The sequence below is a fragment of the Qipengyuania algicola genome, from assembly GCF_042492175.1.
Classification (GTDB): Bacteria; Pseudomonadota; Alphaproteobacteria; order Sphingomonadales; family Sphingomonadaceae; genus CAJXSN01.
This window is the reverse complement of sequence record NZ_CP170453.1, coordinates 571,472-585,939: the sequence shown is the minus strand read 5'-3', so window position 1 is coordinate 585,939 and position 14,468 is coordinate 571,472. Positions and strand designations below refer to the sequence as shown.

At 62.8% G+C, this 14,468-nt stretch carries 15 protein-coding genes; 6 read left to right on the top strand and 9 right to left on the bottom strand.

Annotation, left to right across the window (positions count from 1 at the left end; genetic code table 11):
- Nucleotides 1–2 precede the first annotated feature (2 nt).
- Genes ACFCW2_RS02840 through ACFCW2_RS02830 form a run of 3 tightly spaced genes read right to left on the bottom strand, consistent with a single transcriptional unit; the run spans nucleotide 3 to nucleotide 2,694 of the window.
- Nucleotides 3–737 (bottom strand): glycosyltransferase, encoded by a 735-nt coding sequence (locus ACFCW2_RS02840; protein WP_379548044.1) that lies wholly within the window; start codon nucleotides 735–737, stop codon nucleotides 3–5.
- Entirely contained in the window at nucleotides 734–1,315 is a 582-nt protein-coding gene (locus ACFCW2_RS02835) for a TIGR04282 family arsenosugar biosynthesis glycosyltransferase (protein WP_379548042.1), read from the bottom strand. Before ACFCW2_RS02835 ends, ACFCW2_RS02840 begins: the two co-directional genes overlap by 4 nt.
- Entirely contained in the window at nucleotides 1,312–2,694 is a 1,383-nt protein-coding gene (locus tag ACFCW2_RS02830) for an MATE family efflux transporter (RefSeq protein WP_379548040.1), read from the bottom strand. The genes ACFCW2_RS02835 and ACFCW2_RS02830 overlap by 4 nt, the downstream gene beginning before the upstream one ends.
- A 143-nt stretch (nucleotides 2,695–2,837) precedes the next feature.
- On the opposite strand from ACFCW2_RS02830, the gene ACFCW2_RS02825 reads away from it, so the two are divergent.
- Complete coding sequence (locus ACFCW2_RS02825) at nucleotides 2,838–3,602, top strand: class II aldolase/adducin family protein (protein WP_379548038.1); 765 nt, start codon at nucleotides 2,838–2,840, stop codon at nucleotides 3,600–3,602.
- Nucleotides 3,603–3,633: 31 nt separating this feature from the next.
- Nucleotides 3,634–4,176 carry a (2Fe-2S)-binding protein gene (locus ACFCW2_RS02820; RefSeq protein ID WP_379548036.1) on the top strand — a complete coding sequence of 181 codons (543 nt, stop codon included), beginning with the start codon at nucleotides 3,634–3,636 and terminating at the stop codon, nucleotides 4,174–4,176.
- Between the two features lie 35 nt (nucleotides 4,177–4,211).
- Here ACFCW2_RS02820 and ACFCW2_RS02815 read toward each other — a convergent pair whose 3' ends face one another.
- Nucleotides 4,212–6,341 (bottom strand): TonB-dependent receptor, encoded by a 2,130-nt coding sequence (locus ACFCW2_RS02815; protein ID WP_379548034.1) that lies wholly within the window; start codon nucleotides 6,339–6,341, stop codon nucleotides 4,212–4,214.
- A 141-nt stretch (nucleotides 6,342–6,482) separates the two neighbouring features.
- Between ACFCW2_RS02815 and arsC the strand changes: the two genes are divergently transcribed.
- Nucleotides 6,483–6,827: an arsenate reductase (glutaredoxin) gene (gene arsC, locus ACFCW2_RS02810; RefSeq protein WP_379548032.1), complete on the top strand. Its 345-nt coding sequence runs from the start codon at nucleotides 6,483–6,485 to the stop codon at nucleotides 6,825–6,827.
- Nucleotides 6,828–6,842: 15 nt separating this feature from the next.
- On the opposite strand, the gene ACFCW2_RS02805 is transcribed toward arsC, so the two are convergent.
- On the bottom strand, nucleotides 6,843–8,243 hold the full coding sequence (locus ACFCW2_RS02805) for an MFS transporter (protein WP_379548030.1): 1,401 nt from the start codon (nucleotides 8,241–8,243) through the stop codon (nucleotides 6,843–6,845).
- A gap of 117 nt (nucleotides 8,244–8,360) precedes the next feature.
- Between ACFCW2_RS02805 and ACFCW2_RS02800 the strand changes: the two genes are divergently transcribed.
- On the top strand, nucleotides 8,361–8,990 hold the full coding sequence (locus ACFCW2_RS02800) for a class I SAM-dependent methyltransferase (protein ID WP_379548028.1): 630 nt from the start codon (nucleotides 8,361–8,363) through the stop codon (nucleotides 8,988–8,990).
- A gap of 6 nt (nucleotides 8,991–8,996) precedes the next feature.
- Here ACFCW2_RS02800 and ACFCW2_RS02795 read toward each other — a convergent pair whose 3' ends face one another.
- Nucleotides 8,997–9,857, bottom strand: coding sequence for a glycerophosphoryl diester phosphodiesterase membrane domain-containing protein (locus ACFCW2_RS02795; RefSeq protein WP_379548026.1), 861 nt, complete (start codon nucleotides 9,855–9,857; stop codon nucleotides 8,997–8,999).
- Between the two features lie 47 nt (nucleotides 9,858–9,904).
- Here ACFCW2_RS02795 and lipB point away from each other — a divergent pair, with 47 nt between their 5' ends.
- Both lipB and ACFCW2_RS02785 read left to right on the top strand, forming a co-directional pair.
- Nucleotides 9,905–10,573 (top strand): lipoyl(octanoyl) transferase LipB, encoded by a 669-nt coding sequence (gene lipB, locus ACFCW2_RS02790; protein WP_379548024.1) that lies wholly within the window; start codon nucleotides 9,905–9,907, stop codon nucleotides 10,571–10,573.
- Complete coding sequence (locus ACFCW2_RS02785; RefSeq protein ID WP_379548022.1) at nucleotides 10,570–10,866, top strand: hypothetical protein; 297 nt, start codon at nucleotides 10,570–10,572, stop codon at nucleotides 10,864–10,866. Before lipB ends, ACFCW2_RS02785 begins: the two co-directional genes overlap by 4 nt.
- Here ACFCW2_RS02785 and ACFCW2_RS02780 read toward each other — a convergent pair.
- From ACFCW2_RS02780 to ACFCW2_RS02770, 3 genes are all read right to left on the bottom strand, one after another.
- Nucleotides 10,863–11,735 (bottom strand): HpcH/HpaI aldolase/citrate lyase family protein, encoded by an 873-nt coding sequence (locus ACFCW2_RS02780; RefSeq protein ID WP_379548020.1) that lies wholly within the window; start codon nucleotides 11,733–11,735, stop codon nucleotides 10,863–10,865. The genes ACFCW2_RS02785 and ACFCW2_RS02780 overlap by 4 nt on opposite strands.
- A gap of 61 nt (nucleotides 11,736–11,796) precedes the next feature.
- Nucleotides 11,797–12,909 (bottom strand): alkene reductase, encoded by a 1,113-nt coding sequence (locus tag ACFCW2_RS02775; protein ID WP_379548019.1) that lies wholly within the window; start codon nucleotides 12,907–12,909, stop codon nucleotides 11,797–11,799.
- A 131-nt stretch (nucleotides 12,910–13,040) separates the two neighbouring features.
- Nucleotides 13,041–14,375, bottom strand: coding sequence for a DUF2254 domain-containing protein (locus tag ACFCW2_RS02770; protein ID WP_379548018.1), 1,335 nt, complete (start codon nucleotides 14,373–14,375; stop codon nucleotides 13,041–13,043).
- Nucleotides 14,376–14,468: the final 93 nt, after the last annotated feature.

The following is a 14,468-nucleotide window of genomic DNA, read 5'->3' as shown; positions in this document are numbered from 1 at the left end:
GTTCAACGCACATCGGGATAATGCGCACCCATCCTGTCTCGCATTCCGAAGGCCCACAGCATCCCGACTTTGAAGTAAATCCAGTTCGCTTTCAGCGGGCCCCAGGCGGCAATCCGGCGGTCCGAAGTGCGTACCACCCGGCGGACCATTTTGGTGCGGCCCAGCGCAGCAAATTTCACGCACAAATCCGCCTCTTCCATAATCGCATCGCCCGGCGTGCAGCCGCCGATTTTCAGGAAGTCTGCCCGGCGAAAGAACATTGCGTGGTCGCCAAACAACAGCCGCACACCGCGCACAAAATGGTGCGGACGGGTTATCAGCGGAGCGTACCACGTCTTGATGAAGTTGTGTGCGCTGGTGAACCAGCGGGTCTTGGTGCCGGTAATCAGCGGGGTGAAACTCGCGAGCGCGATTTTCGGATTGGCGAGCGTTTCGCGGATGACCCGCACCATATCGGCAGGCGGAATTGTATCGGCGTGCAGCACACAGATGTAATTTGCCGTCGCTGCTTCTACGCCTGCATTGATCTGGCGCGCGCGGCCTTTATTGGCAGCGATCAAGCTCCACCCGGCATCGCGCACCAACGCTGCGGTGGCATCCATCGACCCGCCATCGACAGCGATAATCTCGGCAGGTTGCGGGTCCAGCGCGGCGAGGGCTTCGATGAGCGCGGGCAGGGCGGCTTCCTCGTCGAACAGCGGGATGACGAGCGCGACAGTCGCGGCAGTATCGCTCATGGCAGGAACTCCGGCCAGTCGTCCAAGTCTCTCGGCTCGTCAACATCGGACAATTCCGGCAGCATGGCGGGCGCAACGTCATGCGCCTGACACGCGGCCAGCGTTGCGGGCAGCACGGCATCTGTGCTCCATGCAATCCCCTCGAACAGCCAAGGCGACGGCTCACTGTATCCGATCAGCCAGTATCCGCCATCGCTGGCCGGCCCGATGGTGACGGGCGCTTTGGTCAGAGCCTCGGCTGCGTCTTGCAACAATTCGGGAGTCAGGCCCGGGCAGTCACTGCCGATGGCCATGCCCGGCGCAGGGGCGCGTTGCAGTTTGGCCGTCAGATCGCCGTCACCCTGCTGCGCCACTGGCACATCGGAGCCCAGCCATTCCTGAAATTCCGCCTCTCCGGCACCGGTTGCCCGCAATTCGAACGGCAGGCCCGAAGCGCGCACGATCTCCAATGTATGCACCAGCAGCTTGCGATAGACCGCGACAGCGCCCTCCGGCCCGAACGCCGGGATCAGCCGCGTCTTTGCCTTGCCGGCTTCCGGCCAGCGAGCGAATATCGAGACGGTCGGTAGGTTGCTCATGCGGCTTGGGTTTCCGCAGTGGGTTCTGCGTCCTTGCGCGCGTCGGGTTTGGCCTTCAGCACCCACCAGACCACCACCGCCGAAACGAGTCCGCCAAGCACATTGGCCGCCAGTTCGGCTCCGTATACAGCATCCGCCCCCCAGCTGCCGCGCAGGAACCATGCGAAGGGCAGCATCACCAGAAACACGCGCGCGCAGCTCTGCGCCAGTGCCAACCCGGCCTTGCCGACGGAATTGAGGACGCCATTGCCCACGATCAGCAGGCCGTATCCGGCATAGCCCCAGGCCGCGATTGTCAGATAGCGCGCGAACTGCTCGATCACGGCGGCTTCCTCGGTGAAGAAATCGGCAAACCACTCGCCGAACGAGAAGAGCACGGCAGCAATCGCCAGCCCGTATCCGACCGAGAACACGCCAGCATAGACCACCGCCTTGCGCGCGCGGTCCAGCTTGTTGGCGCCCCAGTTCTGGCCGACAATGCCGCCGATTGCCCCCGACAAGGCGAGGAGCGGCACCACGGCGAAACTCTGCAACCGGCCCGCCGCACCGAAACCGGCAACCGCCGCCTGCCCCTCGATGGCCACGAGCGCGGTCAGGATCGACAGGCCGATGGGATTGATCGCGTTGGAAAACGCCGCCGGTCCCGCAACGCTGAGGATGGCACCGGCCGACTCGCTGATCCCGCAGCGCTTCAGCAATTTCAGATCGAACGGCAGCGGGGTCCGCCGCAACAAGTAGAAGGCCATCGCAATCCCGCAGGCCCAGCCAATCGCTGTCGCGTAGGCCGCCCCGGCAATTCCGAAACCTTCGAACCCGAAAGCTCCGGTGATCAGGATCGGATCGAGCACCCAGTTGGCAGCAGCATAGGTGAGCGAGACGAGCGAGGTTTTCTGCGCCTCCCCCTGACCGCGCAGCACGCCGTTGATGCCCATGATGGCCAGCAGCAGCGGGAAACTGATGGCAAAGGGCTGCATATAGGTGCGGATGAACGGCATCAGCGCTTCGTCCGCATTCATCAGGCGGAACAGCGGGTCCATCAGCGCGAACAGCGCAAGGCCCAGAACCACGCCGCAGCCCACTGCAAAGACAATCCCGAAATTTGCCCGCCGTGCTGCCCGGTTATCATCGCCTGCGCCGAGCGCCCGCGCGACCACCGAATTGATGCCCACCATGATGCCGACACCCAGGCTGGAGAGCGCCACGCTGATCGGAAAGATGAAAGAAATCGCGGCCAGTTGCTGCGAGCCCAGCTGGCCGATGAAATAGGAATCCACCAGACCGATCGACATGATCGCGGCCACTCCGATGATCATCGGAGCCGTCTGGCTGACAAGATGGCCCGGAATGCTTCCGCGCGTCAGTTTCGCGTTCTGGCTCATCGGATCTCGCTCATCACCAGCGCGTTAGCGGCGGGGTGTGCCCTAGGGAAGGGGGACGAAGGGAGGGCTGGGCGCTAGCACCTTGTGCGATAGCGCCTGCCCGTGCGATAAAGTTCCCAAACACCGTTTAAGGAGAACCGACCATGGCGACGCAGCTGAAACCGAAAGAAGAGTATAGCAAGGAAGAATGGCAGGCCCGTCTCGACCTCGCCGCATGCTATCGCATCTTCGACCATCTCGGCTGGTCGGAATCGATCTACAACCACATCAGCGTGGCTGTTCCGGGCGAAGACGGGGCGTTTCTGATCAATCCGTTCGGACTGCTCTATGACGAAGTGACCGCTTCCAATCTGGTGAAGATCGATGTCGAGGGCAACAATATCGGCGGCTCGCCCTATCCGGTGAACAAGGCCGGCTTCACGCAGCATGCCTATTTCCACAAGCATCTGGGCGAAAAGGCGAATGCGATCTGCCACGTCCACACGACGGCCACCATGGCGGTGTGCAGCCACAAGGACGGGCTGATGCCGACCAATTTCTACGCCTGCAATTTTCAGGGCCAGATCGGCTATCACGATTTCGAAGGCGTGACGGTGCGCGAGGAAGAGGGCGAGCGGCTGGTACAAAATCTGGGTGACCATTCGATCCTGATGTTGCGCAACCATGGCCCGGTGGTGATGGACAGGACGGTCCCCGGCATGTTCGTGAAAATGTGGGCGCTCCAGCGCGCCTGCGAGATCCAGATTGCCACGCTGAGCCAGGGCGGCCCCAATGTTGTGCCGAGCGAAGTCGTCGACGTGCACCAGCGCGATATCTCGGTGATGCAGACACAGGGCGGCGCGGGCCTGTTCGATTTCGAAGCGTGGAAGCGCAAGATCGACCGGATCGACGATAGCTGGCGCAGCTAAGCCGGGCGTAACCGCGTAGGGGGGCGGCGCAGTGCCGCGCATGACCGTGAATGACCGGCCCGTCGAGTATCTGCTCGACGGGGACACGCCATTGCTGTGGGCGCTGCGCGAGGCATCCAACCTCACCGGCACCAAAAACGGCTGCGGCAAAGGGGATTGCGGCGCCTGCATGGTGCTGGTCGACGGGGCTGCACTGCGCAGTTGCCTGATTACGATCGACGAGGCGGAAGGGCGGTTTATCACCACCATCGAAGGGCTGTCGCGCGACCGCTCGCATCCGGTGCAGCAGGCTCTGGTGGCAGAGCAGGCTATCCAATGCGGGTTCTGCACCCCCGGTATCGCCATGGCCGCTGCTTCGCTGCTCAGCCGCAATGCGGGGCCGAGCGAGGCGGAAATCCGTGAGGCGATCCCCAATCTGTGCCCGTGCGGCGTCCAGCCCCGGCTGGTCCGCGCGATCCAGCGCGCCGCAGCCGTAACCCGCCGCGAGGAACGGATCAGCGCAGCGCCCGCACCGGGCATTACCGCTGAGGACGCGGCCGAAGCCGTTCCTGCAATGACGCCTCCCGAAGAATAGCGCACGTCCCCGCCTGCGCGGGGACGCGGTGCGGCTCAGAAGCGACCGGTTATCGCAAACCGCGCGTTGATCGGCGCACCCACGCTTGCCTGATGCGTCGCATGGGCATTCGGGAAGTACAGCGTGTCGGTCAGGTTCTCGACATTCACCTGCACCCGTAGATTGTCGCTCACATCGTAGAACGCCGCCGCATCGAGCCGGGTATAGGCGGGCAGCACGGCATTGTTGCCATTGTCGATGAAACTCTCGCCCTGATGGGTCAGGCCGAAGCCGAGGCCGAAGCGGTCCGTCACCTGCACCTGATTCCAGATCGAGAACATGTTCTCCGGCAATTCGCGCGGGCGCAGGCCTGTTGCTCCGGTCTGGTCGACCTGCTCACCATCGAGGTAGCTGTAGCCGGCGGACACGGTCCAACCGGGCATTACCTCGCCTTGCAGCTGCAGTTCGAAGCCCTGAATGGTCGAATCGACCACCACCAGACGGCTCGGATCGGTATCGTCGACTTCGGGCGAACTCTGCTCGATCTCGAAAATGGCCGCCGTCAGGCTGAGGCTGTCGGCAAAGTCCCACTTCACCCCGGCTTCGAGATTGGTGAAGGTGTCGGGGTCGAGCGCATCCGCTCCGCCGCCCAGGCTGGCAAACTGTTCGCCGGAGCGGGGGAGGAACGTCTCCGAATAGCTTGCATAGATCGACAGGTTTTCCTGCGGCTTGAAAATGATCCCGCCGCGCGGCGAAAATTCCTCGTCTTTGCGCGTCAGGAAGGTGCCGTTCTTGAGGTCATCGACCTTGATCTCGAAACTGTCGAAGCGCCCGCCGATCACCACGTTGAGCCAGTCGGTCAGCTCGATCTCGTCCTGGATGTAGAACGAGAAAACATCGAGTTCGACCTGTGTCGAATCGTTCAGATTGGTGAAGGCGACCCGCGTCGGATTGCCCGCCGCATTGACGCCCACTCCGCCGCTCAGCGCCAGAGGGCGCATGATCGCAAACACTTCATTGTCGTCACTGGTCTGGTCCCACACCGGATTGAGACGGTCCTGATCCGAGGATGTGGCGATATATTCGCCGCCGACCAGCAAGGTGTGCGCCACGCTGCCGGTATCGAACTCGCCGACCAGATTGGCCGTGAAGGACAGGTTCTCGCGCTGCGTGGTGTCGATATATCCATCGGTCGTCACCACGCCCGGCGTGTTGGCCTGATCGTATCCCGAAGCATAGAAGTTCGAATAGACCTTGTCGTAGTCGCCGTAGAACGCGCCGATCACGGCTTTCCAGGTGTCGGAGAACTGGTGCTGCAAATTGGCGCGTACGATATGCGCTTCCAACCGCGTGAAGTTCAATTCCGGGTCGCCGAAGACGATATCCTTGAATGCTTCCACGGGGCGACCATCGGTGCCGGTCGGAATGCCGCGATCGATGAAGCGGTCATGATCGGCATATTCGTAGGACAGGTCGAACGTGGTCGCTTCGCCAACGGCGAACCGGACCGTCGGATTGATGCCGATGCGCTCGCCATCGTAGAAGTCGCGGTGATTGTTCAGCCCCTCATAGGCTGCATTGAAGCGCACCGCGACGGTATCGGATGCGGCGATATTGAGATCGCCCTGCACACTGAATTCACCGAATGTGTCCAGCGCAACCTGTCCGCCGCCAAAGGTCTCGCCCAGACGCCCCTTCTTGGTCACACGGTTGAGGATGCCGCCGGTGCCGCCGCGCCCGAACAGCAGCGCGTTGGGGCCGCGCAGTATTTCCACCTGCTCCAGATTATACAGGCCGCGATAATACTGAATGTCGTCGCGCATACCGTCGATGTAGAAATCGGCTGTGGAGCGGATGCCGCGAAACACGATGGCGTCGCGGTGCCCCTCACCCTGAGAGGTGTTCACCCCCGGCGTGTAATCGACGATCTGCCCGATGCTGGTGAAGCCCCGGTCGAGGATTTCTTCCTCGGTCGTAATCGTCAGGCTCTGCGGGACGTCGATGATCGGCGTCGGCGTCTTCACCGAATTAAGCTGGTCGGAATAAAGAACGTCCCCGGTCACCACGATCTCGCCGGGGCGGTTATCGGCGAGGCTATCTTCGGCCATGCTGTCACTGGCATGGGCCGGCACGGTGGAGAGGAGGGCAGCACCTGTCATCAGGATGGTGCGGCGGGAGATCGTCATAGGGGCCAGGCTTTCTTGCGAGTAATTCTCAATGGCATCGTGCTATTGCGAGTTATTCGCAATTGCAACCCTGCATTCGCACTTGGCGCAGTTTTTCCGGAAGACTAGAGAATGGGCCACACCTGTTTCCGGAGAGACCCCATGAAAGCGACCATCTGGCACAACCCGAAATGCGGCACGTCTCGCAATACGCTGGCGATTCTTCAGGAGCGAGGGGGCGTGGATGTGACGGTGGTCGAATATCTCAAGACGCCGCCAAGCCGGGACAAGCTGGCCCAGCTGTTTGCCGACGCCGGAATGTCGCCGGCCGACGGGCTGCGGATGCGCGGGACGGATGCGGCCGAGCGCGGTCTGCCTGATGCCGACGCCGACACGGTGCTGGACGCAATGGTGGCGGAGCCGATCCTGATCGAACGGCCGCTGGTCGAAACCGACAAGGGCGTGCGCCTGTGCCGACCCAAGGAAACGGTCGAGGAAATCCTCTGAGACGATCCGTGTGCGCTAGGTCCGCTCGCGCGTCAAATCCTCGTCCGCCTGCAATCCGCGCCAGCCGAGCAGCAGCGTGACGAGGCAAAACAGCACCACGGTGATAAAGGCCAGCCAATCGGAATGGCCATACAGCCACACGCCCAGTGCAGGCGCATAGACAAAGCTCGCTCCATTGATCGACGCGACCTTGCCAGACACCTGCCCCTGTTCGGGCCGGGTGACGGCCAGCGAAGCCCCCGCGGTAAAGCCGGGGCGGAACAGGCCGAAACCGAGCGAGGCAATCCCGAAGCCGAGCGAAATCGCGTGCAGATCATCGGCCACCGCAAACAGTGCCACACCGATAATCGCCAGCACCATGCCCCATAACGTCGCCGCCCGCGGCCCCAGATGCAGCGTCGGGATCAGGCCCCATTGGGCGAGCAGCGTCGCAACTGCGCCCACCATCAGCACGATACCGACCGGTCCTGCGCCCAGAAGTGGGTCACCCCGCAAGCCCAGCCTGTCGAGCACGAGAAAACCCGAAATGCCCAAAATCATCGCCTGCGCATGGCCGCCCAGCAGCCCGGCAATATACCACGGCGTCGTGCGCGGATCGCGCCAGGGGAGGTCCGGTATATCCGCCGGAAGCGCTCCATCCTCGGCGTGATCGTCTTCGTCGGTGCTGTCGCCATTCTCCCCCTTGCGGGCATGATCACGTCGGGCCGATCCGCTATTGCCGTAAGGCGCGTCAAACGCCGTACCCCGCGCGGCAAATTGCGGCTCGTCATTCGGCAGACGCAGTCGCAGCGCCACCAGCGTCACCAGTCCCACAGCGGCAAAGGCAATGAACGGGCCGGTCAGGCCGAGCAGCGGGAAGATCAGCAGCGGCGCCAGAGCGGGGCCCACAACCGTGCCGAGGCCGAAACTGGAGGATATCAGCGAAAGCGCCTGGGTTCGCTCCGCGCGCGGTGTCCGGCTCGCCACATAGGCCTGAACTGCGGGCGGCGCGGCAGAGCCAAGCAGTCCGTAGAAAGACCGCGCCAGAGCAAACAGGATCAGCGTCCACACCGCCGGGATCAACCCGGCAAGGCCCGCCCACAGCACCAGTCCGCACAGACCCATCGACAGGGCAAAGCCCCACAGGCCCACGGCCATCATCGCCTTGCGGCCGCGCTTGTCGCTGCGCTTGGCCCAGATCGGCGCGCAGGTGACCCACAGGATCGCCGACCAGCTATAAGCGAGGCTGATCCACACATCCGATACGCCCAGCGCCGTGCCGATGCTGGGCATCACCGATTGCATCGCGGTGTTGCCCGCAGCGGTCACCAGCATCACCGTAAACAAAAGCATCAGCCGTCCGCGCGAAATGGTGCGCGGGCGCGCCAACGTCGGGGCCTGCGCGATGGGCGGGGGAGGGGGATCGGCATTGGCCATGAGAATGTTGGCGGGCTACGCCGGGTCCGCGCGGCTGGCAATGGTGTGATGCAATGAACGGGCTTGCTAACCCGCGCCGGCTTTGCGAATCTGACGGCTGATCAATGGAGGAATAGATTGTCCGATAACGATTTTCTTGCACTGTCCCGCCTGCGGGATCGGCTGGCGGAGCGGGCCGGACGGCTGGGCGGCCAGTGGGGCGTTTTTCTGCGTGGCTTTATCGAACACCCGCGCATGGTCGGATCGGTGATCCCGTCCTCGCGCTATACCGTCGAAAACATGCTCGCGCCGGTCGACTGGGCGAATTGCAAGCTCTTCGTGGAGTACGGCCCCGGCGTCGGCACATTCTGCCTGCCGGTGCTGGAGAAGCTCCCAGCCGATGGCGCATTGATCGCGATCGATACCAACCCGCTTTATGTCGATTATCTCAACCAGACGATCCGCGACAGCCGGTTCACCGCCGTGCTCGGTTCCGCCGCCGATGTGGAGGACATTGTCCGGTCGGGCGGGCATGCCCATGCCGATTACATTCTCTCCGGCCTGCCTTTCTCCACGCTGCCCGGCGGTGTCGGCCCCGCTATCATGTCGGCAACCCACCGCATTCTGCGGCCCGGCGGCGCCTTCATGGCCTATCAGTTCACTGCCGCGGTGCGTGATCTGATGGCGCAGGAGTTTGCCCGCATTGATGACGGGTTCGAGTTCTGGAATATCCTGCCCTGCAAGCTGTTCTGGGGCTGGAAGGACTGACTACCCTCAGTCGTCCTTTTTGACACGCGGCACGCTGGGCATGCTGGCGCGCGTGGCATGGCCCGACAATTGGCGATGCGCCGCCGCCATGACGGAGAGGAACACCACCACGCTGACCGCATTGACCAGCGCGCCAATAATCGCAGTCCCGATCAGAGCGACGGAATCGCCCGCGAGAGCGAGAATGAGCCCGACAATCATTGTCACGATTAGTCCGACAATTCCGATGGCCAGCATCAGCAGAAAATAGAACAGGAACAAGCGGAAGGAATTGCCCTTGGTCAGACCCCATGACCGCCGCACCGCCTCCACAGGATTGCGCGTGTCCTCCACCGCAATCACGGGTGCCAGCAGCGATATCTTCACATAGACATAGATGATTACGGGAATGGCCAGCACAATCGGCAATGCGGCGAGGGCCTGTGATCCGGTGAGCGAGAACAGCATCACCAGCAGAGTGAGGACCAATACGAGTGCCACACCGACCAGAATATTGGCGGCCAGATAAGGCAGCAATCCGGCCATGCCGGTGCCCAGCGCCTCACCGGCAGTCGGCCTGCCTTCACGCCCCAGCAAGACCAGCAGCCCCAGCGTGCCCGCTGCCTGAATGACCGTCAGCAACAGGAAGACCCACCAATATTGCAGGAAAGCCGCCTCCATCGCCGCCATTGCTGCATCGGGATCGCTGCCCATCGACCGGGTGCCCAAAACGGCGCCCATATCGGGCACCAGCAGGCTGATCGCGAGATAGGGCAGGAAGAAGAATACACCGGCCACGCCCAGCACGACTTGCATATTCGCGCGCAGCAACGCGGTGGCTTCTTCCCACGCGCGGCTCATGTCGAAGGAATTGCTCTGCGCCATCATGTTCTCCCTGCCTGCCCTCTTGATAAGCACGGGCAGCTGGGCCAGCAATGCCGGTGATGGACCTTTCCGGCAAGACAATCGAATGGAGCTGCGAGCAGGCACCTGTGCCCTATCGCGCCGCGCTCGCCGAAATGGAGGCGCGCAACGCTGCGATTTCGGCGGGCGAAGCGGCTGAGCTGATCTGGTTGCTGGAGCATCCGCCAGTCTACACCGCCGGAACAAGCGCCGATCCCGCCGAAATGCTCGACCCGCGTTTCGAGGTGATCGAGACAGGGCGCGGCGGACGATACACCTATCACGGACCGGGCCAGCGGGTCGGCTATGTCCTGCTCGATTTGAAGGCGCGCGGGCGCGATGTCCGGCGTTTCGTCCACTCGCTCGAAAGCTGGGTGATCGCAACCTTAGCCACATTCGGCGTCGAGAGCTGGGCAGTTGAAGGCCGGGTGGGCATCTGGACCCGAGACACCGACGGATCGGAAGCAAAAATCGGCGCAATCGGCGTGCGCGTGCGCCGCTGGGTCACCATGCACGGTTTTTCGGTCAACTTGTCGCCCGACCTCACACATTTTGGCGGCATTGTCCCCTGCGGGATCGATACGCTGGGCGTGACCAGTCTGGAGAAACTGGGCATTGCGCTGACGCCCGCAGAATGGGATGCGGCGCTGATGGACACCGCGCCCGCATTCTTTGCCGCGCTTTCCGGAGAGACTGTATGATTCGTAAGCCTTTTTCGCGCTCTGCGCTGTTGCTTTCGTCCGCGCTGGTACTGGCGGCGTGCGGATCGGACGCCGAGGCACCGGCGGAAGGCGCAGCCGACGGATCGGGCGCTGCTGGCGATGTCCAGGGCGGCTCCATCAGCGACGATATGCTGCCGCTGGAATCGGTCACATCGAAAGCCCCCTCGCGTGGCGGCGATGAGGAAGGTGATGGTGAAGAAGGCGGCGAAGAGGACGACGCCGAAACTGACGATGCCCAAACTGACGATGCCGGGGCTTCCGAAGGCAACTAGCCTTCTGCCAGAAGCGCTCTCGCCCGGGCCAGCTCTCCGCGATCCGCTGCGTGCCGATCGACCGACACAACCAGCGCTTCCGGCTGCAAATCAAACGCGGCGACAATGGCGGCGGCACGTTCGCGCTCTTCGGGAGTAGGAGCGAAAATCTCGCAAATGGGCTTCACCTGCGCGGGATGGCGCGCGACCATCGCATCGAAACCGGCGGCGCGGGCCTCACTGGCGATATTGCGGAAAATATCGGCATTGCTGGTGACGTTGCTTGCTGTCTCCAGAGCGAACAGACCTCCTGCGCGCGCGGCCAGAACCACTGCATTTCGCACTTGCGCGAAGGGCGCGGGCCAGCGCCGCACGCCCTTGCCAAAGGGGCGCATTCCGCCCGAGGCCATCAGGGCATCGGCATCCCATGACAGACCGGAAACGCGGGGATGCGGATCGCTCGCCAATTCGTTGATGGCGAGCGCACCGGCCGGTGTGTCCCCCACTTGCGGTACGATACGCACCGAGTTGAGTTCTGCCGGGGTCTTCTGCTCCAGCTCGTAGATCTCTGCGGCCAGTTGGGTGATATCCGCTGCGCCGGTGGCGCGCGGCAGGACGATCCCGTCGGGCACGCCGGGCATGACCGCGACCAGATCCTCGCGCCAATGGGCACTGCCCAGCGGATTGATCCTGACCCAGCGCCGCGCGCCGGGAAGCCCCGGAGGAGGGGCGGGGCGGGTGGAGAGGAATTCTGCCGCAGAACGCCGCGCATCGGCCTTCGCCCCTTCGGCAACGCAGGACAGGTCCAACAGAATGACATCGGCATCCAGCCCCGCGACCTTCTCCAGCTTGGCCGGTTCATCGGCGGGCACCACCAACCAAGATCGCATTTTCGCCGTCATGCTGATCCAATCCTCACCCTAAGCTCACATTGATGCGGGCCAACTGGCCTCAACCCGTTGTCGCCAATTCCTCTTCCATCGTCGGATAGTCGATATAGCCTTCCGGCCCGGGCAGATACCAGCTTTGCGGCACATTGGTGTTTTCCGCCCATGCGGCGCCGGCGCGAATGCGCTCTTCGAGATCGGGGTTGGAGATATAGGGCCGCCCGAACGTCACCGCGTCGCATTTGCCGGAGGCGATATCGGCACTGGCTTCTGCGGCAGTGTAATCGCTGTTGAGGACCAGCGGGCCGGTAAAGGCAGCGCGGATCATCGGGCTTTGTTTGGGCACATCGGTGCTGCCGAAAGTGCCGTCCGGGCCGGGCTCGCGCAGTTCGAGGAAGGCCAGCTTGTGCTTCTGGGCGATGCTGGCCGCAACGCCGAATGTGGTCTCCGGGTCGGGATCGTCGCACCCTTGCGTCTCTCCATTGGGGGAAAGGCGCAGGCCCACACGGTCGGCGCCCCACACATCGACCAGCGCGGTCAGCACTTCATCGAGGAAACGCGTGCGGTTTTCCGCAGTGCCGCCATATTCGTCGGTCCGCAGATTGGTGCTGGACCGGATGAACTGGTCCACCAGATAGCCATTGGCCCCGTGCAATTGCACGCCGTCAAATCCGGCTTTCTTGGCATTCTCCGCAGCATGACGGTAATCGCCCACCACGCGGGCAATCTCGGCGACCGACAATTCGCGTGCCTGTTGGTGATCCTGCCGCCCGGTGGGCGTGTGCGCATGGCCCGGCGCAGTTGTTGCGCTGGCCGAAACGGGCGCATCCCCATCGAGAAAGTCCGGGTGGACCAGGCGGCCCATATGCCAAAGCTGCAGGACAATCAGACCGCCTTCCTCATGCACGGCCTCGGTCACGGCTTTCCAGCCTTCAACCTGCTCGTCGCTCCAGATGCCCGGCGCAGCGGGCCAGCCCAGACCTTCGCGGCTGATACCCGTAGCCTCGCTGATAATCAGGCCTGCACCGCTGCGCTGGCGGTAATAGGTGGCCATCATCTCGTTCGGGATCGAACCGGGCTGCGTCGCGCGGCCACGGGTCAGCGGGGCCATCATGATGCGGCTGCGCGCTTCCAGAGCGCCCATGGTGATCGGCTCGAACAGATTTTCGTGTGGCATGATGGTATCGGTTTCCCTGTTGTTTTCAGGCTGGTTGGTTGGAGTGGGTGTTTGAGCGAAAGGCTAGGGCGCAGCAGTGTTCAGGGCAACCTTAGAAAAGCCGGCCTGCACGCTCTTCAGCCAGCGATACATTATTCATGCGCGGCCTCGTCCCAGAACGATTTGGCGAACTTGTTCGCGTGGCTTTCGAACAGGTCGAGATCGGGTCCTTTCAGCACCAGCCGCGCTTGCTCGGCCAGCAAGCGGCCCTCTTCGCGCAAGAGCGATTGCCGTTTTTCATCGCGGATCGGGGTGGCTGCGTTTGAAAGCGTGTCCAGCATCACCTCCGCGGCAATGGGTGAAGTCGCCACCGCGCTGCGGATCGAGCCAAAGCCGCGTTTGACGTAGTGATCGAAACCGTCGGGCAGGGGGATGACCGGGCAATCATCCGCATCGCCGCCGCAAATATCCTTGCGCAAGTCGCGCCGCCCGATATCCGCCGTCGCCGCGCCTAGCCAGTGGAGCGCGGTGATGGCAGTGAAGGGATCGTTTATTCCCGGCGAAAGCGCGCGCAGGCCGATCTCGACCAGTTCGTCGATCAGGAACTGCGGGTCCTGGCTGGGCGTGCGAAATGCTCCCAAGGTAAAGCAATCACGGACACGCGCTTCGACGTCTTCCGGCTGGCATCCGTCGATCTCCATCAAGGGGATATCGCGGTGGACGAAGTCTCCGGTCCGCACCTTGAGCGAGAAGGTGCATCCGCATTTCTTGGCAATGGCTTCCAGATCTTCGAAGTCGATCATCTGGACATAGCCGGAATCCCAAGCGACCAGCGGCTCCCCGCCCTGCTGCTCCACGGCATCGCCGAACTCGTCCTCGACCGGATAGGTCTCGCGAATGGCCAGGATCAGGCGGCGACCGATCCCTTCCAGCACTTTGTTGATGCGAATGCTGGACGGGATGTGGTTGAGGAAAAACACCAGCACCGCGACGCACAGCGCCATCATCGCATAGGCGACCAGAAGCGACAATTGCGGGACAAAGCCGGGCAGGGCAGTGGCGGCGGCCTCTGCCCCGGAACCGGGCGTTTCGTCCTCTGCCCGCACGCTGCGCAGCACGATCAGCGCATAGACAAAGGCCCCGATAAAGACGCTCAGGCTCAGCTGGTTACCGCGATCCTCCAGAAAATTGGTCAGCAATCGGGGGCCGTAATTGCCGCTGGCATAGGTCACCGCGACAAGCGTGATGGAGAACACCGTGGAGGCCACCCCGATCATGCTGCCCGCCATGACGGTGAGCATATCGGCTGCGCCCTTGGGCCTGCTGGGAATCAGCCAGTCAGCGTCGTTCAGAAAATCCGCCGCCCCGCTGCGATCCAGCCACAGCATGACAAAGGCTAGAGTCGCCGCGCAGATCGAAAAGAGGGCGGGGAAGAACCAGTAATTCGCTGTCAGGCGTTCCCAGAAAAAGCGAATTTCGGCGGTCATGGGGTGTGAACGCGCGGGCCGAGGATTGGTTGCCTCTAGAAAATTATGCCAATTGCCGTTGCAAGAATCGCGACAGTTGAAATCGCTAGCGAT